This window comes from Yonghaparkia sp. Soil809 (genome assembly GCF_001429705.1).
Classification (GTDB): Bacteria; Actinomycetota; Actinomycetes; order Actinomycetales; family Microbacteriaceae; genus Microcella.
Window position 1 is genome coordinate 452578 of sequence record NZ_LMSV01000002.1, and the last position, 22400, is coordinate 474977.

Here is a 22400-nt window from a genome sequence, read left to right on the forward strand (position 1 = left end):
TCCGCCACCCTACGCGCGTGGGCTCCGGGACGGCGAGGAACGTCCCGAGGACTCCCAGGCCCGGCCGGCTCAGCGCAGCCGGCGCCGGAGGAACCCGTTCATCGCTGCGGAGAGCTCCGAGTCGATCGCGCGCTCGACGCCGTCGATCGATCGGATGGGCGCCGCGTGCCGCACGCTCGACACGAGCCACGCCGAGTCGGCGGCGGCGAGATCCGCGGCCGTGAGGGTCGCCACGCGTCCCTCCAGCCCCCACTCCGGAGCCGCCGCGAACAGGTCGACCTGCGTCGTGCCCGGAAGGATTCCGAGGGCGGCGGGCGGCGTCAGCAGCTCCGTCCCGCGGCGCACGACGAGCGTCGACGTCGGCCCCTCGAGCAGCAGCCCGTCGCTCGAGACGAACAGCGCGTCGTCCGCCCCGCGTCGCGCCGCCTCCCGAGCGGCCGCCCGGTTCACCGCGTAGGAGAGCGTCTTCGCTCCGGCGAGCAGCCAGGGGGATGTCGTGGCCGCGTCGCTGCGCAGCCCGCGATCCAGCAGGACGACGTCGATCCCGTCCGTCCGCTCGCGCCGGAAGTCGGCCGAGATCGTCGCGTACGCCCACCCGGTCGGCATCGGCTGGCCCTCGACGCCTCGCGTGAGGACGGTCTTCACCCAGGCCTCCTCATGATCGGCCAGCAGGTCCGCGAGCGCGCGCACGGCATCCGCCCACACGGTCGGGTCGGGCTCGGGCAGGTCGAGCATGCGCGCCGACCGCGCGAAGCGCTCCAGGTGGGCGGCGAGGGCCTGCGGGTGCCCGCTGCCGATGCTGATCGTCTCGAAGACGCCGTCGCCGCGCGTCGCGGCGACGTCGGTCACGCGAACCTGCGGGAGGTCGGGGTGGGCCGTGACCCAGCCGGTGGCGTGCCCCTCGACGTCGTGCTCGACGAGGATCAGGTGCTCGTGCGTCGCCATGTCAGCGCCGCGCCACGCGGTGGTGGACGCGCGTGATGACCACGGCGAGGGCGGCGAGCGCGATGATGAGCACCGCGATGCCGACGACGTACTGCGCGACGCCCGGCACGCCCGCGGGGCCGTACGGCTCGAGAAACGGGTACGGGTACCAGCCGGTGAGCGCGCCGCGCACCATCGTCACGCCGACCCAGATGAGCGGGAAGCTCACCGCGAGCCCCATGGTGCTCCAGCGCAGGCGGGGGCGCGACGGGTTGAGCAGCCAGTCGAGGGCGATGTAGATCGGGATCCACACGTGCAGGTTCTCGTTCGGCCACGGCGGCGCGATGTAGCCGTCGTCGTTCGGGATGCCGCGCAGCAGCAGGTTGTACACGACGCCCGTGACGACCGCGTACGCGAACACGCTCGCGCGGATGGCCGCGTAAAGCGGAGTGTCGATCGGCGTGCGGAAGGCGAGAACTCCGCCGACGATGAGCACGACGATGTTGATGAGCGCCGTCTGGATCGTGAAGTACGCGAAGTACTCGGTCGGCTCGAATCGCCCGGCCGCGACCTGGTCGCTCACCTGCCAGACGATGCTCGCGAGGACGCTCACCCCGGCGACGAGGCTCAGGACGCCCGCGATGCGGCGCAGGCGCAGGATCACCGCGCTCGGGGTCGGCTCGGCGGCGCCGGGGCGCGGGTCGGCGGAGGGCGCGGGGGAAGACGTCGTCGTCACGCCGACACGCTATCAACCCGCACCGCCGGCTTAGGCTGGCGCCGTGCCGATGTTCGAGGTCGCCGCCGTCTATGTGACGCGCGAGGTCGCGACCCCTGACGGGCCGCGCACCGAGGTGCTGCTCGGCCGCAAGCGCACGGGCCTCGGCATCGACCGGCTCGTCGCCCCCGGCGGCAAGCTCGAGCCGGGCGAGACCGCCGTGGATGCCGCCATCCGCGAGGTGCGCGAGGAGGTCGGCCTCGAGGTGGCGGCCCGCGATCTCGTGCCCGTAGCCGAGATCGCGTACCCGTTCCTCGACCGGCCGCACCTCTCGCAGCTCCACCGCGTGTTCACCGCGAGCGTCTTCTCGGGCGAGGCGACGACGAGCGCCGAGCTCGAGCCGGCGTGGTTCCCGGTGTCGGGCATCCCGTTCGATCGCATGTGGGCCGATGCGGGCCGGTGGGTCGCGCGGGCGCTCGCGGGGGAGTATGTCGCCGCAACGCTGACGTTCAGCGAGGGCGACGTGATGGTCGCGGAGGACTGGACCGGCGCTCGCCGCACCTGAACGTCGGCTCCAGGTGCGCTGGGTAGCGTCGACAGCATGACTGCACACGACTTCGGGCCGCTCGTCCTCGGCGGCAACACCTTCGGCTGGACCAGCTCGCGCGAGGAGAGCTTCGCGGTGCTCGACGCCTTCGTCGCCGCGGGCGGCCGCGCGATCGACACCGCCGACGTCTACTCCTCCTGGGCGCCCGGCAACTCCGGCGGCGAGTCGGAGACCGTGCTAGGCGAGTGGCTCGCCCGCCGCGGGCGCCGCGACGACGTCGAGATCCACACGAAGGTCTTCGCGCTCGAGGCCCGCCCCGGCCTCTCGGCGGCCAACATCCGCGCCGCGGTCGACGACTCGCTGCGCCGCCTGCAGACCGACCACCTCGACCTCTACTACGCGCACCGCGACGACGACTCCGTGCCGCAGGAGGAGTACGTCGCCGCGTTCGGCGAGCTCGTGACGGCCGGCAAGATCCGCGCGGTCGGCGCCTCGAACTTCACCGCCGAGCGCCTCCGCAGCGCCGTCGCGGTCGCCGCCGACCTCGGCGTGACGGGCTTCACGGTCGCGCAGGACGGCTACAGCCTCGTCCGCCGCGACTACGAGACGACGCTGCGCGGCACGGTCGCCGAGCTCGGCCTCGTCGAGCTGCCCTACGGCGCGCTGCAGGGCGGGTTCCTCACCGGCAAGTACCGCCCGGGCGTCGAGGTCGACTCGGCGCGCGCCGGCAACGCGACGAAGCTCCTCGACGACCCCCGCAACCTCGTGCTGCTCGACGCCCTCGATCGGGTGGCGGATGCCCGTGGCGTCTCGGTCGCGGCCGTCGCGCTGGCCTGGCTCCGCCAGCAGCCGACCATCGGCGCACCCATCGCGTCGGCGCGCACGGTCGAGCAGCTGCCGCACCTGCTGCAGTCGTTCGCCCTGGAGCTCACGGCCGACGAGCTCGCGGCGGTCGGCGCGCCGACCGCGCCCTCGGCCTAGCGAGCGCCGCGATCGCGGGCCGGCCCCGCCCTACGGGGCGGTGTCGGCTCGCCCGAGCACGTCGAGCATCCACGCCAGCTCGATCGCGCGCTGGTTCCAGGCCGAGTACCGGCCCGAGACCCCGCCGTGGCCGGCCTCCATCTCGCAGCGCAGCAGCACGTCGGCGCCGACCTCGCGCAGCCGCGCGACCCACTTCGCGGGCTCGACGTAGAGCACGCGCGTGTCGTTGAGGCTCGTCACGGCGAGGATGCGCGGGTAGGGCTGCTCGGTCACGTTCTCGTACGGCGCGTAGGCCTTCATGTACGCGTAGACGTCGGGGTCGTGGAGCGGGTCGCCCCACTCGTCCCACTCGATGACCGTGAGCGGCAGCTCGGGCATGAGGATCGAGGTGAGCGGATCGACGAAGGGCACGTCGGCGAGGATGCCCGCGAAGAGCTCCGGCGCGATGTTCGCGACGGCGCCCATGAGCAGCCCTCCCGCGCTGCCGCCCTCGGCGACGATCCGGTCAGGGGCGGTGACCCCGGCGTCGATGAGGTGCCGGGCGCTCGCGACGAAATCGGTGAAGGTGTTGGTCTTGGTGAGCGTCTTGCCGTTCTCGTACCAGGCGCGGCCCATCTCGCCGCCCCCGCGCACGTGCGCGATCGCGAACACGACGCCGCGATCGAGCAGCGACAGGCGCGGGATCGAGAAGCCCGGGTCCATGCTCGCCTCGTACGAGCCGTAGCCGTAGAGCAGAAGCGGGCTCGGCTCGGCGGCCTCGCTCTCGGCACCAGGGCCGTCGAGCGCCGGCACGAGCCCGCGCTTCCAGACGAGCGAGATCGGGATGCGCGTGCCGTCGTCGGCCACCGCCCAGTCGCGCCGCTCGGCGTAGTCGGCCGACTCGTACCCGCCGAGCACGGGCTGGCGCTTGAGGATGATCCACTCGCCGGTCGCGACGACGTGGTTGGCGACGGTGGCGGGCTCGATGAAGCTCGTGTACCCGACGCGCAGCATCGGCTGACCCCACTCGGGGTTGCCGCTCGCGCCGATCGAGATGAGCCCGTCGCCGACCTCGAGGTCGACGAAATCGAGGTCCTGTTCGCGGATGCCCGGCGCGAGCCGCGCGACGCCCGTGCGCGGCAGGCCGTCGCGGCGCGAGTCGAGCACGAGGAAGCCTGCGAAGGCGTCGACGCCCTCGACCCGCCGGCCCGGCAGGTGCGGCACGAGCGTCACGACCGGGGCGAGCGCAGCATCCGCCGCCTCGGTGCCCGTTGACCCGGTGTCCGTCGACCCGGTGCCCGCCTCGATCGGGACGGAGTCGACCTGGAAGTCGGGCGCGCCGTCGTTGTGGGTGATGAGCCAGCGGTCGCGGCCGTCGATGATCGCGTGCTCGACGTCGTACTCGACGCCGTCGACGCGCGGGCGGATGACCGCGAACTCGCCCTCGGGCGTCGACGCGTCGAGGTAGCGCACCTCGCTCGTGATCGAGCTCGAGGCCTCGATGAGCAGGAAGCGCTGCGAGCGCGTGAGCCCCGCGCCGACCCAGTACGACTCGTCGGGCTCGTGGAAGACGCGCACGTCGCCGCCCGCCTCACCGCCGATCGTGCCGACGGCGTGCCGCCAGACGGTGTCGGGGCGCCACGAGTCGTCGACCGTGCAGTAGAGGACGAAGCGGCCGTCGGGGGAGAAGAACGCGCCGGCCGCGGTCTCGGCGATCTCATCCGGCAGGTTCTCGCCGGTGGTGAGGTCGCGGATCCGCAGCGTGTACCGCTCGTCGCCCTCGGTGTCGGTCGCGTAGAGCATGAAGCGGCCGTCGAGCGTGATGTCGAGCGAGCCGAGGCTGAAGAACTCGTGGCCCTCGGCCTCGACGTTCGCGTCGAGGATGACCTGCTCGCCCTCGCGCGGCTGTGACGGGTCGTCGAGCGGCGGCGGGGGAGTCCACGCGACCGGGTCCTGCTGGTTCGCGGGGTCGATCGGCGCGGCGGGCACGCGGCACTGGATGGCGTACTGCAGCCCCTCGACCGTGCGGCCGTAGTACCACCAGTCGCCCTCCCGCACGGGGATGCCCATGTCGGTCTCTCGAACGCGGCCCTTGATCTCGGCGACGATGCGCTCGCGCAGCGGCTCGAGGTGCGCCATGCGGGCGTCGCTGTAGGCGTTCTCGGCGCGCAGGTGGTCGAGCACCGCGGGGCTCTCCTTGTCGCGCAGCCACTCGTAGTGGTCGACGACGACGTCGCCGTGGTGCTCGCGGCGGTGGGGGATGCGCTCGGCGATCGGGGCCGTGGAGGTCTTGCTCATCCGACCAGCGTAGGCGGGCGGTGAGAGAACTCTCATCTACGCCCCGATCCGCGCGCTCACGCCGATCGCGGGGCCGCCGGCTGGGAATTGACCCCCGAAGGGGGGTGCGGATGCTGGGCTCATGCTCTAACGTGGCCTGCTTCACGACCACCCGTCACCGCCTCAGCGATCCGCCGGCGGTGGAACGGGGGGAGTCGTCACCGTCGCCGCCTCCTCATACCGAGGCTCAGCATCCGCGCGCTCTTCGCGAAGGACGCCCCCGAGCCGCGACCGAGAGAACAGGACTCTGCGTGACGAGCATGCGCATGAACACCCGGAGACAGCGGGAAGCAGCCCTCACCACCGAGGCGACCGACCGCCGATCGAGCCGCGCGCCGGCATCGACCCTGCCGACGCGCGCGTCCGTGCGCTCCGACATGCTGTTCGCGGGGGAGCGCCGTCCGCCCGAGGCGCCGCTGCCGCGCGCGGTGGAGAACCAGTCGGTCACCTCGCCGACCCTGCTGCTGTTCGTCGTCATCGCCCTGCTGGGCGTGCTCGCGTACACGTTCTTCCTCTTCAACCCCGAGAACCGCGGCGACTGGCTGCCGTACACGCTCGTCGTGATCGCCGAGGTCGTCCTCGTCGGCACCGCGCTGCTGTCGATGTGGACGATCCTCTCCGGCTCGAAGGACCCGCGCGACTTCCTCTTCCACCACGCGCAGGAGCGCCTCTTCGACACCGCGGCGATCCGCGAGAACGCCCTCGACGACGACCCGACCCGCTGGCCGCTGCTCATCGACGAGAAGCCCGTGTCGGTCGATGTCTTCATCACCGTCTACGGCGAGCCGCTCGAGACGATCGAGCGCACCGCGCGCGCGGCCGTCGCGATGCGCGGCGCGCACACGACGTGGATCCTCGACGATGGCCGCAGCGACGAGGTGCGCGACATGGCCGCCGAGGTCGGCGCCCGCTACGTGCGCCGCCTGAGCAGCAATGGCGCGAAGGCCGGCAACGTCAACCACGCGCTCAGCATCAGCAACGGCGACTTCTACGTCATCCTCGACGCCGACTTCGTCCCGCAGCCCGACTTCCTGTACGAGACCGTGCCGTTCTTCGTCGACCCCGCGGTCGCCTTCGTGCAGACCCCGCAGGCGTACGGCAACCTGCACACGCTCATCTCGCGCGGCGCCGCCTACATGCAGCAGATCTTCTACCGCTTCGTCCAGCCGGGCCGCAACAGCTTCAACGCGGCCTTCAGCGTCGGCACGAACGTCATCTTCCGCCGCACGGCGATCGACGACATCGGCGGCATGCACACCGACTCGAAGTCGGAGGACGTGTGGACCTCGTACGAGCTTCACCAGGCCGGCTGGCGCTCGGTGTACATCCCCGTCACGCTCGCGATCGGCGACGCCCCCGAGACGATCGAGGACTACTCCAAGCAGCAGCTGCGCTGGGCGACTGGCGGCTTCGAGATCCTCCTCAAGGCCAACCCGCTCAACCCGCGCCGCCGGCTCACGCCCGACCAGCGCGTGCAGTACTTCGTGACGGCCACGCACTACCTCGTGGGAATCGTCCCGTTCCTGCTGCTGCTCGTGCCGCCGCTCGAGATCTTCTTCGACCTGCGCCCGGTGAACCTCACGGTCACGTGGGTGACCTGGCTGCTGTTCTACCTGGGCTTCTACGGCCTGCAGATCATGCTCGCCTTCACGACCATGGGGTCCTTCCGCTGGGAGACCCTGATGCTCGCGAGCGTGTCCTTCCCGATCTACCTCCGGGCGCTCGGCAACGTGATCCTCGGCCGCGACCAGGCCTGGCACGTCACGGGCGGCAAGAGGGACAGGTCGAGCCCGTTCAACGTGATGATCCCGCAGACGCTGTTCTTCTGGTTCCTTCTGCTGACCTCGATCGTCGCCATCTACAAGGACGTCACGAACGGCGCGCTCACGCTCGCCACCGCGTGGAACGTCACCAACACCCTCATCATGGGCGCGTTCATCCTGACCGCCTCGGCGGAGTCGCGGCAGATCGCCCGCGAGCGCCGACAGCGCAAGGCCCGTGAGCGCGCGATCCGCCGCTCCGACCGCCAGCACGCCCTCGAGGGGCGCCGCCGCGCCCGTCGCTCCGACCGAAAGGCAGTCTCCGCATGACCTGGGCCACCCGATTCAAGATGTTCTTCGGCGTCATCGCCGTCTTCCTGCTCGTCCTCGCGCTCACCGTCGCGCTCTCGCACCGCAAGGGCGAGACCGACGCGAGCTCGGCCTCGATGGACGCCATCGAGTACCCCGTCGGCACCGACTACTCCGGCACCGTGATCGAGCAGTTCGTCGTGCAGGGCGACGCCGTCGCCGCCGGCGACCCGATCGCGCGCATCCAGTCCACGCAGCTGCTGCAGGACATCGATGACGAGATCTCGGTGCCCGACAGCGAGGTCTTCCAGGTCAACGACGACGGCACCTACACCGTGCTGTCGAGCGTCAACGGTCTCGTGCAGGAGGTCGCCGTCCAGCAGGGCGGCTACGCCGCCGGCGGCTCGACCCTCGCGACGATCGCCGCCCTCGACTCGCTGTTCGTCTCGGCCGAGTTCATCCTCGACCCGAAGGACTTCGAGCGCATCGATCAGGGCGCCCGCGTCGACGTGACGCTGCCCAACGATCAGAAGCTCGCCGGCACGGTCGAGTCGATCGAGGTCGCGACCGTCGAGGACAAGGCCGTCGCCACGGCCCGCGTCGACATCGACGAGTCGCAGTTCTCCGAGCAGGGCGGACTCATGACGCCCGGCACGCCCGTCGAGGCGACGCTCCAGCTGCGCAACGACGACCTGCTCGCGACCTCGGTCGCCGAGCTGCGCACCCTGATCTCCGATGTGCGCGAGGCGCTGTTCGCATGAGTCGCGGCCCCCGCACCTTCCGCGCCTTCCGCGCCGCGCTCGTGACCGTTGCCGCGCTCGGCGTCGGCGCTCTGATCGCCGGATGCGCGAGCCCGGCCGGGCAGGGCGGCTCCGGCGGCGACGCCCCGGCCACCGCTCTCGGCCAGCCCGTGCTCGCCGACGAGCAGACGCGCCCGCTCGCTGACGCGCTCCCGGAGGCCCCCGGCACCGAGGTGTCGCTCGACCGCCTCGCCGAGGGGCTCGTGCCGCCGACCAACTCGTGGTTCAGCGGCCTCGTCTTCGGTAGCGAGCCGCAGCCGGTGTTCCCCCTGCCGCTGTCGTTCGGTCTCGTCGCGGACGGCGTCGCGTTCGGCGTGCCCGAGGTCACCTCGCGCCCCGGGGCCATCAGCGCCCCGCACGCGCCCGCCGTGACGCTCACCGCCGGCACGGATTCGGCCGTCGTGACCCGTTACGACGAGGTCTCGGTGACGCTCGCGCTCGCCGCGGCCGACGAGCCGACCGCCGAGGTCACGATCGCCCGCGGCTCGCCCGTCGTGAGCTACACCGCGACCGCCGCGCACCAGCTGCGCCTCAACGCGCCCGTCGAGGCCGCGCCCGACGCGGGGGAGGGCGTGCACACGCTGCAGACGCCGACCGCGACGTTCGCGCTCGTCGCGCCCGAGGCATCCGTCTCGGATGACGGCCTCGTCGTGGAGCTCCCGGAGGGTGCGACCGCGAACTGGGTCGCCGTTCCCGAGGGCGCCGACGTCGCCGAGCTCGCGGCGCTCGCCGCATCGCCCATCACGCGCGTGGAGGTCTCGGCCTCGCTCGCGGAGGACGCCGCGACGACCGCTCTCACCTACGCCACGGCCGACGGCAGCGACACCGTCACGGGCCGCCTGCCGCACCAGAGCGAGGGCGCGTCGTGCGAGCTCGGCTCGTTCCTCACCGCGTACGGCGCCATGGAGCTGTGCGCGAGCGCCGAGCTCGAGTGGAGCGTGCCGCAGCTCGCCCCCGCCGGCGCGCTCGCGCTCGACGACGCGCAGCTGACCGGCGACGACCGCGCCGAGCTCGTCGCCGCCCTCGAGCAGGATGTCGCCGAGACCCCTGAGAGCCCCGCCGACACCTACTTCGGCGGCAAGGCCCTCGCGCGCCTCGCGACGATGCTGCAGCTCGCCCGCCAGCTCTCGACCGGTGACGACGCGACCGCCGGGGCGGCCGCCGGAATCGCCACGGGGCTCGAGGAGCGCCTGACCGCCGAGCTGCGCACGTGGACGGAGCCGCAGGGCTGCGAGGAGCGCGCTGAGCGCTGCTTCACCTACGACCCGCGGCTGCGCGGCATCGTCGGCCAGGAGGCGTCGTTCGGCTCGGAGGAGTTCAACGACCACCACTTCCACTACGGCTACTTCCTGTACGCCGCGGGCGTGCTCGCCGGCGCGACCGGCGCCGGTGTCGGCGGCGGCCCTGCCTCGGCAGAGATCGATGCCGAGCTCGTCGACGAGCTGCGGCCCGTCATCGACCTGCTCGCCGCCGACATCGCGAGCAGCGGCGGCGAGGTCTTCCCCGCGCAGCGCGCCTTCGACCCGTACTCGGGCCACTCGTGGGCGTCGGGCTTCTCGCCCTTCGCCGACGGCAACAACCAGGAGTCGAGCTCGGAGGCCGTGAGCGCCGCGAACGGCCTCGCGCTGTGGGCGGAGGCGACGGGCGATGACGCCCTCGCCGACCAGGCGCAGTGGATGCTCTCGGCCGAGGCGCACAGCGCCCGCTCGTACTGGACGGCCTTCGATCGCGCCGCAGAGCCCTACGCGGGCTACGAGCGCGGCACCGTCGGCATCGTGTGGGATGCCAAGCGCGACTTCGGCACGTGGTTCAGCCCCGAGCCCTCGGCGATCGTCGGCATCCAGCTGCTGCCGATGCACCCGATGGCGGGCTACCTCGCCGAGGGCGTGGAGGCCGAGCGGATCCTCGACAACATCGCCGAAGCCGCGCCGGGCGGAGCCGAGACCGCGACCCTCTTCGCCGACTCGCTGCTCATGTACCAGTCGCTCGCCGGCCCCGAGCAGGCGGAGGCGGCCCTCGCCGCCGCGCGCGAGCTCCCCGCCGCGAAGATCGACGACGGCGGCTCGCGGGCGTACACGCTCGCGTTCATCATGAGCCAGCGGTAGTCGCGCCCAGCCGTTTCCTCGCCCGCGCTCGCTAGGCTCGGTGCACTATGTCGGAGTCCCCTCTCGCCGCGAACCCGTACGAGGTTCTCGGCGTCGCCCCGACGGCGAGCGACGACGACCTCAAGCGCGCCTACCGCCGCCGGCTCCGTCAGGCGCACCCCGACACGGGCGGATCGAGCGCCGAGTTCGATCGCGTGCAGCAGGCGTGGCAACGCATCGGCACGCCCTCGGCCCGCTACGCCTACGACTCGGGCGCCGACGTCGGCGCGGGCGGCTCCGCGGCGTGGACCTCGGGCAGCTCTGGGGGAGGGGCGGGCGCGCGCCGCGGCGACTCGCGGCCGAACGCGAAGTCGCACGGGCATCCCGGCGGCATGTACCGCGAGCGGTACCTCGCGATGATGCGCGAGTGGGTGGGGCGCGGCGCCGCGCTCGACGACCCGTACGACCCGCAGCTCGTGCGGAGCGCGCCGCGGGAGATCCGGCACACGCTCGCCGCCGCGGTGGCCGAGGAGAAGACGGCGACGGCGCTCGCGACGCTCGGCATCGGCTTCACGATCTGGCACGACGTCGTCGCCGGCCCCGGCCCCGACGACAAGGTCGACCACGTCGTGCTCGGCCCGACCGGCCTCTGGGCGGTGCTCAGCGAGGACTGGGGCGGCCCCGTGAAGGTCAAGCGCGGCGACCTCATCGGCGAGGGGCTCGCCTCGGGCGAGAAGCCCCTGCACCAGCTCGGCATGCGCGCGAAGACGATCGCGCGCTCGGCCAAGGTCACGTTCTCGGGCCTCGTGATCGTCGTCGAGGACTCCCAGGCGCCCGCTTCGCTCACCGAGCTCGGCAGCGTGCGCGGCGCGCAGGGGATGCTCGTGGAGCGCTCGCGCCTGGTCAACCTGCTCCGGACGGGGCTGCCCGGCGTGGGCGTCGGCGGTACCGACCTGTTCGAGGTGCGCACGCGCCTGCAGGCGAGCATCCGCTTCGTCTAACTGGGCGGCACTCCGCCCACGGCGTTTTCGCCACTCACTGACAGAGAACACGCGGTCTCGCTCCAGCGTCCTCCCCGTCTCGCGGCGCACTGTTGCCCGCACGCGCAGTCCGCCGTCTGCATGATCGGGTGGCCGGCGGACTGCGCGCTGACGAAGGGGACGACGATGACCTGGAAGTCGAAGACGAGCGGTCCGGTGCGGCGGCTGTGGGCGACGGATGCTCCGCGCGAGCCGCTGTTCGCGACGAAGTCGCTCAAGCAGGGCCCGTGGGCACTGCAGCCGAAGCCGAAGCACGAGCCCACCACGCAGGAGATCCCCGTGCTCGACGGCGCTCTCGGCGCGCGCGAGCGCGACAAGCTCGACGGCCTCATGGACCAGATGCGGTTCGACCTCGGTCGCGGTCACCACCTCGAGGCCGAGACGCTGCTGCGCGAGCGGCTCAAGGCGTGCCGCATGTCGCTCAGCGACGCGGAGATCGCCGACCTCGCGGAGTCGTTGCGTGATGTCGACCGCGCGCGGCGGCTGCGGGAGGAGAGGGAGGCTGAGGAAGCGGCCGCAGCGGAGCAGGAGCAGGACGCTGAGGGTAACCCGCCCGCTGCCTGAACGTCCGTCGAGCGGTTTCAGGGAACGCCCCGGAAGCAGGGCCAGAGTCGAGGCATGACCTGGCAGCCCCACGAGAATTCACCCGCTCACCTCGACCCGCGCGACGTCGAGGGCGCCCCGCCCGCCGGCAGCGGCTCCGGCGAGTTCGTCGAGACGGCGGAGACCTCCGGCACGGCGGACAGCCAGCGGCACGAGGGACTCGACGCGCAGGATGCCGGCCCCGAGGCGGAGCAGTCCCGCCCGATCGAGGACGGCGCTCTCGACGCCACCGATGAGCAGAAGATCACCGGAATCCTCGATCAGACCCGGCAGGACCTCGAGCAGGGCCACGCTCGCTCAGCCCTCGAGCTCCTCGCGCAGCGCTTCGAGCAGTCGGGCATCCCGGTCTCCGAGTGGCGGCTCGCGGAGCTCGCCGCGTCGCTGCAGCAGTACGAGGAGCGCTAGCCGCTCTCGTCCTCTGCGGCGCGGCGCTGCTCGGGGCGCGCGGGGGCGACGATCGTCGCCCGACGGCCCCGGGCATCCACCTCACCCGACTCGGCCCCGAGCACCTGCGTGCGCTCGGGGCCGTTCGCGTGCCAGAGGGCGGCCGTCCAGGCGCAGATGACCGCGTCCAGCAGGTCCTCGCGGTGCTTGTAGGCGGCGTCGGCGATCGGCGAGGGCTCGTCGACGAGCGCGCGGGTCGCGGGGTGGCTGCGCAGGTCGAGCGGCGGCGTGCTCGGGCCGAGGCGGGAGAGCCGCGCGATGAGGTCGTCGCAGGCGGCGGCGCGGCGGGCGCGGGCATCCGCCCGGTCGATGCCGGGGATGAGCCGCTTGTAGCGGGGGCGCTCCACGTCGTAGCCGAGCTCGGCGACGCCGACGAGCGTCGTGTAGGGGTAGCACTCGAAGGCGACGGTCGTGACGGCGGGCGGCGGCCCGGTGCCATCGGTGTAGCGGATGCCGCGGGGTTCGAGTGTGGCGAGCAGCAGTTCTCCGGCGCGGGCCGCCGAGCCCGCGTTCGACGCGTTCGCGGCGACCTTCCACCGGCCGTAGCGGGAGGCGACCTCGCGCTCGGCGGCGCGCATGCCGGTGGGGTTCGGCACGATGAGGGGCGCGTCGATCGCGATGACGTCGCCCGGCTGCTCGTGCCCGGCGATGAAGGCGTGGACGGCGTCGACTCCGCGGGCCCAGCCGGCGTCGAGGATGCGCCCGGTGGCGTCGAGCAGGCACAGCCCGGTCTCGTTGGGCGGCCGCACGCGACCGGTGCGCGGGTCGGTGCGGCCGAGACCCCAGGCGAGGTCGATGCCGAAGTAGCGCGCCACGCGGCGAGCGTAGTCGAGCGGTCTGGGCTCGGACGCCGGGCCGGCGGTGTGGTCGGCGGTGTGGTCGTCGCTGTGATCGTCGCTGTGGTCGTCAGGCGGCGACGGAGCGGGAGCTGGTCTGCAGGAGCGCGTCGCGGGTCTCGGCGGAGGTCGGCGGCTCAGCGCCGGGGCGTCCGATGGTGAGCGCGGCGGTCTGCTGCGCCCAGTCGCCGACGGCGCGCAGCGTGCGCTCGTCGATGCTGCGCAGCTCTTCGCGACGGTCGGCTCCGAGCAGGCCGAGGGTGCCGAGCCCGGCGAGGAGGCCGGCGGTCATGGCGTCGCCCGCGCCGATGGTGTCGTGCACCTCGACGGCGTAGGCGGGCAGGTCGACGACGGTATCGGCGGTCATGAGCAGGGCGCCGTCGGCGGCGCGGGTGATGACGACGAGGGCGACGCCGGCGTCGAGCCAGCGCTGGGCGATGGCGGCGTGCGGCTCGTCGCCGTAGAGGTACGCGAGGTCTTCGTCGCTGGCCTTGACGATGTCGGCGAGGCGGGCCTGCCGCTCGACCCGCACGCGCGCGGCGACGGGGTCGGTGTCGTGCGCGGGGCGGATGTTGGGGTCGTAGCTGATGGTCGCGGCCGTCCGGGCGGCGCGGACGGTGTTCTCGAGGTCGCCGCAGCAGGGGTGCATGGCGGCGGCGAGCGAGCCGAAATGGAGCACGTCGACGGGGCGGTGGGCGGGCATGTCGCCGCAGCCGAGGCTCCAGTCGAGGTCGAAGGAGTACTCGGCGGAGCCGTCGGCGCGCAGGTGGGCGCTGGCGGTCGCGGTGCTGCCGGCGCGGGGCGCGATGAGCAGGTCGACGCCTTCGCGCACGAGGCGCTCCTCGAGCCGGTCGCCGCGCTGGTCGGCGCCGAACTCGGTGGCGAACTGGACGTCGATGCCCTGTCGGGCGAGCCCGATGCTGGCGTTCATGGGGCTTCCGCCCGGGTACTCGGTCGTGAGCGGCCCGCTGGCGTCGCCGGCGCGGTCGTCGTGGACGATGTCGATCAGCGATTCGCCGATCACGAGTGCTCGTGTGCGCGTCGGTGGCGTCGTGTGACGTCGGGTGTCCACCATTGCACCTCCCCCTGGATGTGCCGACCACCCCCAGTGGTCGTTCTACCGCGACTTTATCTCGTGAACGGCAGGTAAACGAGGTGGTGAGACCATTTCACCCCCGACTTGGGGGTGTCCGCATTTAGGGGGACAAATTGGGGGACCTGGTGTTGTTACGTCAGCAGCCCGGCCCGCGGGGGTTGGCGGCGCAGTCTCGGTCGACGAGGGCGGTCGCAGCACTGTCGGCCACGACGATCGTCGCGGGGTCAGAGGGAATGGCGAGGGTGCCGGGGATGGGCGTCCAGGGGCCGGAGCCGCCGATGCGGTACTCGGCGGCGTAGTCGACGAGGAGGGTGACGGCGTAGGTGCCGGAGCTCTCGTAGACGTGGCTGGTGGGGGTCGCGTCGAACTCGTCGAGGCCGAGCGCCGCCCAGGTGGCGCCGGGCGTCGAGGTGCTGAGCGGTGCGGAGCCGTCGCCGTAGTCGAAGAAGTAGGCGACGGGGGTGAAGCGCACCTCGGCGGTGATGCCGAAGAGCTCGCCCGTGCGGATGCTCGTGCCGCCCGCCGCGAGGACGTTCGCGTGAAGCCCGCGCACGGCCCAGCCGTCGGGCTCGGAGGAGAGGGTCGCCAGCTCGGGCCGGAAGGAGGCGACGTCGCGGATCGTGATGCCGGGGGTGCCGGGCGCGGCGTCTGCGGGCGGGGGAGCGGCGGGGGTGTCGGGTCGGGCCGCTGTGCAGTCAGCGGCGATGTCGCCTTGAGCGACGCAGCGCTCGACCGGGACGACCCACGGCGGGATGCCGGGCGGCGGGGTCCAGGCGACGCGGTCGGCGACTGTGTTGTCGGTAGGGGCGTTGGCCGAACTGCTCTCTTCGGTTGACCCAGCGCTTTCGGTGCCTTCAATCGTGGTTTCCTCTGTGCCGTTCTTGGCACACACCTGTCCGCCGGTTTGATGATTGGCGTTGGTGTTGCAGCTTTCGGCCGCTTGTGCTGAGGAGATTGTGGGGTCAAACGCAAAGAGCAACCCGGCGAGTAGAAGAACCGAAGTAAACGTCGTGGTTACTCGCATGACTCCGACGCTTCCCAGAACTCATTTCGTTCGAGTCGCCATTTGCCTTCTGAGTCGAAGGACACTACGGCCTCGAACGTCACGTAAGGGGGTCGATCGGGGTTTACAACAGATACATCGTCGGGCCCGACCACGTCGACATCAAGATACGAAACGCAGACAAAAGCGATGACTTCCGCGCCACTCGCAGTTTCAGATGACTGCTGCAGTTTGGTGCTGACTAGCTCGGTAGAGCCGACGCTTCGCCAGTTTTTGGCTCGTCGTTCCGCATATGAAGCGCTCTCGTCCTCAAAGACCTGGTCGGACACGAGCGGACGTAGCTCCTCTTCACCCACTCCTCCGCTCTCAAGGATCTCGTTCGATACGGCGAGGTACTCGGCATAAGCCGCTTCCGCGGCCGCGAGCGCTTCCTCGTCGCTCGCGAACAACGGCTCGGCCTCGGCCGAGGGCGGCGCGCTGGGCACTGCGGCCTCGGGCGAGCATCCGGTCAGGGCGAATGCGGATGCGGCGATCAGGAGGGCCAGGGGCAGGCGAAGCGACGTCACCCGCACAGGGTAGACAGAGCATTCGTCGCCTTCGAGCGTTCTCCACACTCCGGAGGAGAGAGCCAAGAGCCCACCGCAGGGGGACGACCCGCACCGCGGTCATAGCTCCCCAGAAACCCGCGTACCGTTAACCGTTGGGCCACGAGCCCGCAACGGATTGAGGGAGCAGCAGTACATGGACGAGTGCATTCACGGTTTCGAGCCCGGCATGTGCGCGTCGTGCTTCCCTCCGCCCGAGCCGGAGAAGGTCGCCGTGCGTCGTGCGCCGAAGGCTCCGAAGACGAATCTGCGCACTCCCGCTCCGGGCTCGACCGCCGCGAAGGCCCCTGAGCCGCGCGCGAGCAACCTGCCGAAGCGCATCTTCCACGTCACGCACGTGCGCAACCTGCCCGCGATCATCGCGAGCGGCGAGCTCAAGCCGAGCACCCTGAGCGCCGAGCAGGCCGAGGTCGTGCTCGCGAGTCCGATCACGCACGAGCTGCGGGCGACCGCCCAGGCGACGGCAGACGCATCCGTGCTCGAGTGCATCGCGTTCTCGCTCACGCCGCGGGCGACCTGGTGGTCGCTCGTGCAGGACGGCGCCGCCGGCCCCACCTGGAGCGACGAGGCCCGCCGCGCCCTCGCCGTGGACTTCATCGTGCTCGGGGTCGACATCCCGGCCGTCGCCGACCGACTGATCGTCACCGACGGCGACGCGGCCGCCATGACGACCGCCGTCGGCAGCAGCCCCGACGCGGCGAAGCGGATGCTCGCCCGCGCCGCCATGGACGAGGACGTCATGCAGGCTGCCGAGGCCCTCGTTCCCGGCACGGTGCCGCTCGCGAGCGTCGCGCTCGTCGCCGTCGCCAACGACAAGCGCCGCGACGAGGTCAAGCGCGCGCTCGCCGACGCGGGGCTCAAGGCGAAGGTCGCCGTCTACCCGCCGTGGTTCGTGCCGACGCCGATCGCGTAGTCGGCAGCGCGAATTCGCCGATCCGCTCCGGCGTGTCCCCCGCACGCGGGGTGTCGTTCTAGCGCCCTCGGGTGCACAATGACGAGAACGGTTCGTGTCCCCGCGCGTTCCGTCATACCCGAATACCCGCACCCAGTCCCGCGCGTGGCACCCGAACCACCCATCCTCGCGCTCGACGGACCCCCCGATGGGATGCATCATGACCGATATCGCCCCCGCGCGCTCGCGCTTCGACTACGCGGGCCTCGCCCGCCCCAACCTCCCCGCCGCCGGAGCCCCCGCCTCCGTGCCGCCTCTGATCAGCGTCGTCACCGCCGAGCCCCGGCCCGATGACGCCGAGCTCCTCCACAACTCCAACGGTCGCGCCGAATGGATCGCCGCCGAGCTCGTGAAGGCCGGTGCCGTGTTCGACGGCAAGGTCCACGTGCCGCAGGCGAAGAAGCTCGCCAAGAAGGCCGGAGCCGTCGAGCCCATCACCCTGAGCGCCCTCAAGGCCATCGTCTCGATCACGCTGCGCGAGATGCCGCGCGTCGAGGCGCAGTGCTTCCCGCCGGAGGTCGTGCTCGCCGCGATCGAGGGCGGCCCGCACTCGGCGTCGCAGCTGCAGCTCGAGCAGGGCGCGCGCCTGATCACGCGCATGGTCTCGTACTACTGGTCGGCCGTCGCGAAGGCCTACCCCGAGGCGTGGGATGACCGGCACGGGTTCATCCTGTGGCAGAGCTTCGGCCTGACCGCCCTGAGCAAGTTCGGCGGACGCATCATCCAGGAGCGCGTCGACGAGCGCGAGATCATGCCGCAGTACTTCGACACGGCTCTCGCCGCGGTCGCCGCGCGCATGCCCCTCGACGTCGCCGACTTCGCGGGCGTCAGCTCGCAGGCCGGAGCCAACCAGGTCTACTCGATGCTGCTCGAGGCCAACAGCGAGCACGGGGCGGCGTTCACCGAGCTCGTCGACTCGCTCGCGCAGACCATCGACTGGGGCAAGGCGGCCTCGGCGCCGTCGCCGCTGCCGTTCGGCTAGCCCCCACGCAGCTCGAGAGCCCGGCGGTGTCTATGCACCCGCCGGGCTCTCGTCTGCGCTCGGGAGCCCTCACGGGCATCCGTTGCAGTGTTCGTGGTGTCTAGTCGTCGAGGACGAACGTGACCTCGAGCGTCACGTGCCACATGCGCACGGTGCCGTTGTCGATGTCGACCTTCTGCTCCTTGACCCAGGCGCCTTCGACGTTGCGCAGCGTGGCGCTCGAGCGCTCGATGCCGACGCGGATGGCGTCTTCGAAGCTCTTCTCGGATCGTGCGGTGATGGTGGTGACGCGGGCGACTGATGACATAACGTTCCTCCTTCTTCGGTGAAGCGGGTGAAGGGGCCAGTCAAGGTGCGCGGCCGATGTACCGCAAGGGGGTGCGCCGGCTAGAAGGGAAGCGCTACTGTGCCCGACTGCACGAGGCTGCTCGTGATCACGGCGGTGGCGGCGATGAGGGCGGAACCGAGCATTCCGACGGCGACCGCGGCGGCATAGCCGGCCCGCGCCGACGGCTGGCGCGCGGCGTCGGCGAGCTCGGCGGCGTCGACGCGGGTGACGAGGCGCTCGTCGATGCGCGGGGGAGCGAGGTCGACGAGCTCGGTGTAGGCCTCGGCGCTCTCGATCGCAGTCTCGATCTGGTCGGGGCTCGCGGGCTGCTCGGGGCCGACGGGTGCGGTTCGGGCGGCGGGGCGGGTGAGGGGCGTCCATGCGGCGCCATCCCACCAGCGCTCCTGGCCGGGGACGGTGGGGTCGGCGAACCATCCCTCGCGCGGCTGGATGATCACGATGTCAGTCACGTGAGAATCGTCCGGGATGCCCCTGGCATTTCTCGGAGTGCCCCCCGAATGGGGGGTGTGAATCTGCGATCGCGGCTCGCGCTGCTGGTTTGTGCTCGTTCGGAGGTCAGCGGCGCGTGCGGATCGCCCCGACGACGATGCCGACGAAGAAGACGACGGCGCCGGCGACGGCGAGCAGGATCGCCGCGCTGGAGGGAAGCGCGAGCACGCCGACGAGGCCGTAGACGCCGACGATGACGGCGATGACTCCGGCGAAGACGAGCAGCAGCGAGAGTCCGCCGACGAGCCGGCGCGTCTTCCGGTCGCGCTTGGGCGCGGTGGCGACCGACAGCAGCGGCACGGAGGCGGGCGGCGTCGGGGGAGCGAGGTCGACGAGTTCGCTGTAGGCCTCGGCGCTGAGGATGGCGGCGTTCAGCTGGTCGGGGCTCGCGAGCGCGGACGGCTCGATGAGCTGCGACTTGGCGGACTCGCGCGTCTCGTTCGTCCAGGAGGTGCCGTCCCAGCGGCGCTCGTGGCCGGGGGAGGTTGGGTCGGGGAACCAGCCCTCGGCGGGCGGCGCCTGGCCGTAGTCGGCGGGGTTGAGGGTCATCTCGGGTTCCTCGGGGCTCGGGTGGGGGCGCGTGGGTGAGGCGCGCGCGTGAGGTGAGTTCATTATGCGGCGTGAGGCGGCGCCGTGGCGAGCGCTGGGGCGGGGGCTACGAGGCGAAGCTGGCGAAGCGCTCGGCGAGGAAGTCGCGATCGGGTCGGTTGTCGCGTCGGGTTGGCAGCTCAAGCGGCTTGCCGTCCATCGCCTGGAGTCCGTACTGCAGCATCGGCCCGTCGCGGTCGGCGAGCAGCCGCTCGTTGATGTGGACGACGTAGTCGGGGCTCACGCCGAGGAAGTTCTGGTCGTACGCCGCATGGTGGATCTTGCACATTGCCATGCCATTCGTGACCACCGGGAGCCCGCGCTCGTCGGTGTCGGCGATGATGTGCGCCGCGTCGAGTAGCTCGGCGTACTTCAGCGTGCAGACCGCGCATCGCATGTTGTAGGCGCTGAGGACGCGAGCCCGGAAGACCGGCTGGTGCACGCGCTGCTTCACGAGGCGCTCGACATACCGCTTGTCGAGCGGGGTCGCCGTGGTGGCGCGAGCGCCGCTCTCGTCGAGGTCGATGACGAACTGTCGTTGCTCGGGCAGTACGTCGATGACGCGAACCGGAAAGACGGGAACGTAGAGGTTGGGCAGCGGCTTTTCGAAAAGGATGATCGGCACCTGCTGCTCGAACGCGACGTGCAGCTTGCGGTTGTCGCCCGCGTTGAGAGGGCCTTGCGCCCACGAGTAATAGAGCAACCCGCTCGAGCGGTCGATGGCGTCGTCGTAGACGTTGTAGCGGCCCTTGTCGCCGGCCGAGACGATCGCCAGCGTGGCGTCGAACTCGGCCGGGTTGCGTATGCCCTTGTTGCGGTCGATGAGCGGGATGCGCGTGCCGCCTCGCAAGGTGAATGACGTGAGCTCGTCACGGCTGGCGAACCCGCCGCGTGCGTCGATAAATAGTTCGAGCTCGGCGAAGATCTCCAACCGCAAACGTGCCTGTTCCTCGCTCGACAGCATCCTCGCTCCTCGCCCTATTTCAACGCAGCCTAATCGCGAGCCCAGACCTTGCCACCGCTTCGGGGGTGTCGACTGCGACAACCAATCGACCTACGCTCAATTCCAATGGCACGGATGATCCCTCGGACGATCGGCGATGACGCCCCACCGGGGGAGCGCGCTGTCTTCGCGGCGCTCCGCGACGCGCCTCGCACCGATGACTGGGTCGTCTTCCACTCGCTCGAGATCGCGCGGCACGTCAGCCAAGTGCAGGGCGAAGCCGACTTTGTGGTCGTGGCGCCGGGGCAGGGCATCCTGGTCATTGAAGTGAAGTCGCACGAGAGCATCGAGGCCGACGGTGAGGGGCGCTGGCGCTACGGCAGCCGCGCCTGGGTCACCCGCAGCCCCTTCGAGCAGGCGTCTAGCGCGCAGCACTCCATCATCGAATACCTGCAGTCGAAAGGGGCCGGCCCAGTCGGCTACCCGGTCTTTCACGCCGCGTGGCTCACGCAGCTGAGCAAAACGAAATTCGCCCCCAGCATCGGCTGGCATGACTGGCAATTGCTGGATGCCGCCGACCTCGCGAACGGCAACGCCGCCGCCGCGGTGATCCGCGCGCTGACCCACGCGAACACCCACCTCGCCGAGAGCGTCAGCGGCTACCGCCGCGTCGCCGGCCAACCCGACGCCCCACACGCCGACCGCATCGTCGAGATGCTGACCCCGCGGTTCGTCGCCGAGCTCAGCGCCAAAGAGCTCGCTCGCCGCCGCGAAGCCGAGCAGGCCCAGTTCACGGCCGAGCAAGTGAAGGTGCTCGACGTGGTCGGAACCAACCCGCGGCTGCTGGTCGAGGGGCCCGCCGGCTCGGGAAAGACCTGGGTAGCGGCGGAGGCCGCGCGCCGAGCCTGCGTCGCCGGGAAGCGCACACTCGTCGTCGTCTTCAATCGCCTCATCGAAGCCCGACTCGCCGAGCTCTGCGGTGAAGGCTTGGAGGTGCGGCGCATCCACTCGTTGATGGCGCAGGTGGTCGATCGGCACGTGGGCAAGAACGAGGCGCGGCGTAAGCTCGAGAGCGGGCGCGTGGAGCCCGAGTGGTACGACCAGACTCTGCCCGAACAGGCGCTCGAGGCGGCGCTCGAACTGGGCCCGCAATACGACTATCTCGTTGTCGACGAGGCGCAAGACGTGGCGCTTGAGCAGTACCTCGACGTGCTTGACGCGCTACTAGTGGGCGGACTCGAGGGCGCGCCAGTCTTCATCACCGGCGACTTCGAGCACCAGGTCATCTACCGTCGCCATGCAGACGACGACGAGGTTACGGATGCCCGCGCCACCGTGCTCAGCCGCATGCCGGGTCTCATGACGCTCCGACTCGACAAGAACGTGCGCACGACCCCCGAGGTGGCGCGCTTCGTGGCCGAGCTCATCGGCGAGCCGACCCTCTACAGCGAGCACCGCCGCAGCGACGACGACCGGGTCTCGGTCGAGCGCCACGCCTTCACCACCCTGGACGAGCAGCTGCGCCTGCTCGCCGACGCCGTCGAGCGCATCATGTCGGAGCCGTTCACGGTGCGCGAGCTGGTCATTCTGTCGTCCTACGCCCGCGAGCGGTCGGCGGTCGGCCAGGCTCTTGCTGACCCGACCGCGGATGCCCGCCTCACCTCACGCCTCGGCACAGGTATTGAAGACCCGACGCGCATTCGGTGGGGGAGCATCCACGAGTTCAAGGGTCTTGAGGCGCCGGCGGTAATTCTGACCGACGTCGACCTGTCGAAGGAGTACCACCGCGATCTGCTCTATGTGGGGGCGTCGAGAGCGACGGATCGACTTGTGGTGATCGAGCAGAGCACTGAAGGCGCCTGATCTGAGCTAATCTCACTCAGAAATGACGTCAGTGAACTTGTCGTGTTCAAGTCCTACTGAAGGGGAGATTCATGCGGCGCGATGTCAGGTATGCCGAGCATTCGGCCGAGGCCGTAGCTTGAAGCACCTCGTGAGCACACTCCCGGTTCTCTCCGTCCGCACGCTCCCAGT

Annotated in this window: 22 protein-coding genes; 11 read left to right on the plus strand and 11 right to left on the minus strand. The window is 71.1% G+C overall.

Annotated features, from left to right (window positions below; genetic code table 11):
• Nucleotides 1-69 precede the first annotated feature (69 nt).
• Nucleotides 70-945, minus strand: coding sequence for an aminotransferase class IV (locus tag ASG83_RS09685; protein WP_055860548.1), 876 nt, complete (start codon nucleotides 943-945; stop codon nucleotides 70-72).
• Between the two features lies 1 nt (nucleotide 946).
• Entirely contained in the window at nucleotides 947-1660 is a 714-nt protein-coding gene (locus tag ASG83_RS09690; protein WP_055860551.1) for a Pr6Pr family membrane protein, read from the minus strand.
• A 49-nt stretch (nucleotides 1661-1709) separates the two neighbouring features.
• On the opposite strand from ASG83_RS09690, the gene ASG83_RS09695 reads away from it, so the two are divergent.
• The gene (locus ASG83_RS09695) at nucleotides 1710-2204 is read left to right on the plus strand and encodes an 8-oxo-dGTP diphosphatase (RefSeq protein ID WP_235460213.1); all 495 of its coding nucleotides are present in this window, start codon (nucleotides 1710-1712) and stop codon (nucleotides 2202-2204) included.
• Between the two features lie 36 nt (nucleotides 2205-2240).
• Nucleotides 2241-3167, plus strand: a complete 927-nt coding sequence (locus tag ASG83_RS09700; RefSeq protein ID WP_055860555.1) for an aldo/keto reductase — start codon at nucleotides 2241-2243, stop codon at nucleotides 3165-3167.
• A gap of 30 nt (nucleotides 3168-3197) precedes the next feature.
• Here the strand turns inward: ASG83_RS09700 and ASG83_RS09705 are convergent, their stop codons facing one another.
• Entirely contained in the window at nucleotides 3198-5444 is a 2247-nt protein-coding gene (locus ASG83_RS09705) for a S9 family peptidase (RefSeq protein ID WP_156711076.1), read from the minus strand.
• Nucleotides 5445-5749: 305 nt separating this feature from the next.
• On the opposite strand from ASG83_RS09705, the gene ASG83_RS09710 reads away from it, so the two are divergent.
• The 6 genes from ASG83_RS09710 (at nucleotide 5750) to ASG83_RS09735 (ending at nucleotide 12484) form a co-directional block, all read left to right on the plus strand.
• A complete protein-coding gene (locus ASG83_RS09710; RefSeq protein WP_055860561.1) occupies nucleotides 5750-7573 on the plus strand; it encodes a glycosyltransferase family 2 protein in 1824 nt (607 codons plus the stop codon).
• Nucleotides 7570-8313 carry an HlyD family efflux transporter periplasmic adaptor subunit gene (locus ASG83_RS09715; protein ID WP_055860562.1) on the plus strand — a complete coding sequence of 248 codons (744 nt, stop codon included), beginning with the start codon at nucleotides 7570-7572 and terminating at the stop codon, nucleotides 8311-8313. Before ASG83_RS09710 ends, ASG83_RS09715 begins: the two co-directional genes overlap by 4 nt.
• Nucleotides 8310-10457, plus strand: a complete 2148-nt coding sequence (locus ASG83_RS09720) for a glycosyl hydrolase (protein WP_055860565.1) — start codon at nucleotides 8310-8312, stop codon at nucleotides 10455-10457. The genes ASG83_RS09715 and ASG83_RS09720 overlap by 4 nt, the downstream gene beginning before the upstream one ends.
• A gap of 47 nt (nucleotides 10458-10504) precedes the next feature.
• A complete protein-coding gene (locus tag ASG83_RS09725) occupies nucleotides 10505-11437 on the plus strand; it encodes a DnaJ domain-containing protein (protein WP_055860568.1) in 933 nt (310 codons plus the stop codon).
• Between the two features lie 165 nt (nucleotides 11438-11602).
• Entirely contained in the window at nucleotides 11603-12040 is a 438-nt protein-coding gene (locus ASG83_RS09730) for a hypothetical protein (RefSeq protein ID WP_055898725.1), read from the plus strand.
• 54 nt (nucleotides 12041-12094) lie between these two features.
• Nucleotides 12095-12484 (plus strand): hypothetical protein, encoded by a 390-nt coding sequence (locus tag ASG83_RS09735; protein WP_055860574.1) that lies wholly within the window; start codon nucleotides 12095-12097, stop codon nucleotides 12482-12484.
• Here ASG83_RS09735 and ASG83_RS09740 read toward each other — a convergent pair.
• The 4 genes from ASG83_RS09740 to ASG83_RS12705 form a co-directional block, all read right to left on the minus strand.
• Nucleotides 12481-13338, minus strand: coding sequence for a DUF429 domain-containing protein (locus ASG83_RS09740; protein ID WP_055860577.1), 858 nt, complete (start codon nucleotides 13336-13338; stop codon nucleotides 12481-12483). The genes ASG83_RS09735 and ASG83_RS09740 overlap by 4 nt on opposite strands.
• Nucleotides 13339-13429: 91 nt before the next feature.
• Nucleotides 13430-14383, minus strand: a complete 954-nt coding sequence (locus tag ASG83_RS09745) for a carbohydrate kinase (RefSeq protein ID WP_055860580.1) — start codon at nucleotides 14381-14383, stop codon at nucleotides 13430-13432.
• 208 nt (nucleotides 14384-14591) lie between these two features.
• Nucleotides 14592-15347 carry a hypothetical protein gene (locus ASG83_RS12700; RefSeq protein ID WP_156711078.1) on the minus strand — a complete coding sequence of 252 codons (756 nt, stop codon included), beginning with the start codon at nucleotides 15345-15347 and terminating at the stop codon, nucleotides 14592-14594.
• Between the two features lie 122 nt (nucleotides 15348-15469).
• Nucleotides 15470-16024, minus strand: coding sequence for a hypothetical protein (locus ASG83_RS12705; protein WP_156711080.1), 555 nt, complete (start codon nucleotides 16022-16024; stop codon nucleotides 15470-15472).
• Between the two features lie 175 nt (nucleotides 16025-16199).
• Here ASG83_RS12705 and ASG83_RS09755 point away from each other — a divergent pair, with 175 nt between their 5' ends.
• Both ASG83_RS09755 and ASG83_RS09760 read left to right on the plus strand, forming a co-directional pair.
• Nucleotides 16200-16976 carry a DarT ssDNA thymidine ADP-ribosyltransferase family protein gene (locus ASG83_RS09755; protein ID WP_055860586.1) on the plus strand — a complete coding sequence of 259 codons (777 nt, stop codon included), beginning with the start codon at nucleotides 16200-16202 and terminating at the stop codon, nucleotides 16974-16976.
• 199 nt (nucleotides 16977-17175) lie between these two features.
• Nucleotides 17176-17997 (plus strand): hypothetical protein, encoded by an 822-nt coding sequence (locus ASG83_RS09760; RefSeq protein WP_156711082.1) that lies wholly within the window; start codon nucleotides 17176-17178, stop codon nucleotides 17995-17997.
• A 100-nt stretch (nucleotides 17998-18097) separates the two neighbouring features.
• On the opposite strand, the gene ASG83_RS09765 is transcribed toward ASG83_RS09760, so the two are convergent.
• The 4 genes from ASG83_RS09765 to ASG83_RS09780 all read right to left on the minus strand — a co-directional run bounded on the left by ASG83_RS09765 (nucleotide 18098) and on the right by ASG83_RS09780 (nucleotide 20387).
• Nucleotides 18098-18304 (minus strand): dodecin family protein, encoded by a 207-nt coding sequence (locus ASG83_RS09765; RefSeq protein ID WP_055860592.1) that lies wholly within the window; start codon nucleotides 18302-18304, stop codon nucleotides 18098-18100.
• Nucleotides 18305-18384: 80 nt separating this feature from the next.
• A complete protein-coding gene (locus ASG83_RS09770) occupies nucleotides 18385-18795 on the minus strand; it encodes a DUF2510 domain-containing protein (protein ID WP_055860594.1) in 411 nt (136 codons plus the stop codon).
• A 106-nt stretch (nucleotides 18796-18901) separates the two neighbouring features.
• The gene (locus ASG83_RS12920) at nucleotides 18902-19384 is read right to left on the minus strand and encodes a DUF2510 domain-containing protein (RefSeq protein WP_055860597.1); all 483 of its coding nucleotides are present in this window, start codon (nucleotides 19382-19384) and stop codon (nucleotides 18902-18904) included.
• 106 nt (nucleotides 19385-19490) lie between these two features.
• Nucleotides 19491-20387 carry an HNH endonuclease gene (locus tag ASG83_RS09780; RefSeq protein ID WP_082599199.1) on the minus strand — a complete coding sequence of 299 codons (897 nt, stop codon included), beginning with the start codon at nucleotides 20385-20387 and terminating at the stop codon, nucleotides 19491-19493.
• 105 nt (nucleotides 20388-20492) lie between these two features.
• Between ASG83_RS09780 and ASG83_RS09785 the strand changes: the two genes are divergently transcribed.
• A complete protein-coding gene (locus ASG83_RS09785; RefSeq protein ID WP_055860603.1) occupies nucleotides 20493-22229 on the plus strand; it encodes a nuclease-related domain-containing DEAD/DEAH box helicase in 1737 nt (578 codons plus the stop codon).
• The last annotated feature ends 171 nt before the right edge of the window (nucleotides 22230-22400 follow it).

Coding starts and splice junctions, on each gene's coding strand:
- ASG83_RS09685 (WP_055860548.1), bottom strand. CDS start 945: ATGGCGACGCACGAGCACCTGATCCTCGTCGAGCACGACGTCGAGGGG.
- ASG83_RS09695 (WP_235460213.1), top strand. CDS start 1,710: ATGTTCGAGGTCGCCGCCGTCTATGTGACGCGCGAGGTCGCGACCCCT.
- ASG83_RS09700 (WP_055860555.1), top strand. CDS start 2,241: ATGACTGCACACGACTTCGGGCCGCTCGTCCTCGGCGGCAACACCTTC.
- ASG83_RS09705 (WP_156711076.1), bottom strand. CDS start 5,444: ATGAGCAAGACCTCCACGGCCCCGATCGCCGAGCGCATCCCCCACCGC.
- ASG83_RS09710 (WP_055860561.1), top strand. CDS start 5,750: ATGAACACCCGGAGACAGCGGGAAGCAGCCCTCACCACCGAGGCGACC.
- ASG83_RS09715 (WP_055860562.1), top strand. CDS start 7,570: ATGACCTGGGCCACCCGATTCAAGATGTTCTTCGGCGTCATCGCCGTC.
- ASG83_RS09720 (WP_055860565.1), top strand. CDS start 8,310: ATGAGTCGCGGCCCCCGCACCTTCCGCGCCTTCCGCGCCGCGCTCGTG.
- ASG83_RS09725 (WP_055860568.1), top strand. CDS start 10,505: ATGTCGGAGTCCCCTCTCGCCGCGAACCCGTACGAGGTTCTCGGCGTC.
- ASG83_RS09730 (WP_055898725.1), top strand. CDS start 11,603: ATGACCTGGAAGTCGAAGACGAGCGGTCCGGTGCGGCGGCTGTGGGCG.
- ASG83_RS09735 (WP_055860574.1), top strand. CDS start 12,095: ATGACCTGGCAGCCCCACGAGAATTCACCCGCTCACCTCGACCCGCGC.
- ASG83_RS09755 (WP_055860586.1), top strand. CDS start 16,200: ATGGACGAGTGCATTCACGGTTTCGAGCCCGGCATGTGCGCGTCGTGC.
- ASG83_RS09760 (WP_156711082.1), top strand. CDS start 17,176: ATGACCGATATCGCCCCCGCGCGCTCGCGCTTCGACTACGCGGGCCTC.
- ASG83_RS09765 (WP_055860592.1), bottom strand. CDS start 18,304: ATGTCATCAGTCGCCCGCGTCACCACCATCACCGCACGATCCGAGAAG.
- ASG83_RS12920 (WP_055860597.1), bottom strand. CDS start 19,384: ATGACCCTCAACCCCGCCGACTACGGCCAGGCGCCGCCCGCCGAGGGC.
- ASG83_RS09780 (WP_082599199.1), bottom strand. CDS start 20,387: ATGCTGTCGAGCGAGGAACAGGCACGTTTGCGGTTGGAGATCTTCGCC.
- ASG83_RS09785 (WP_055860603.1), top strand. CDS start 20,493: ATGGCACGGATGATCCCTCGGACGATCGGCGATGACGCCCCACCGGGG.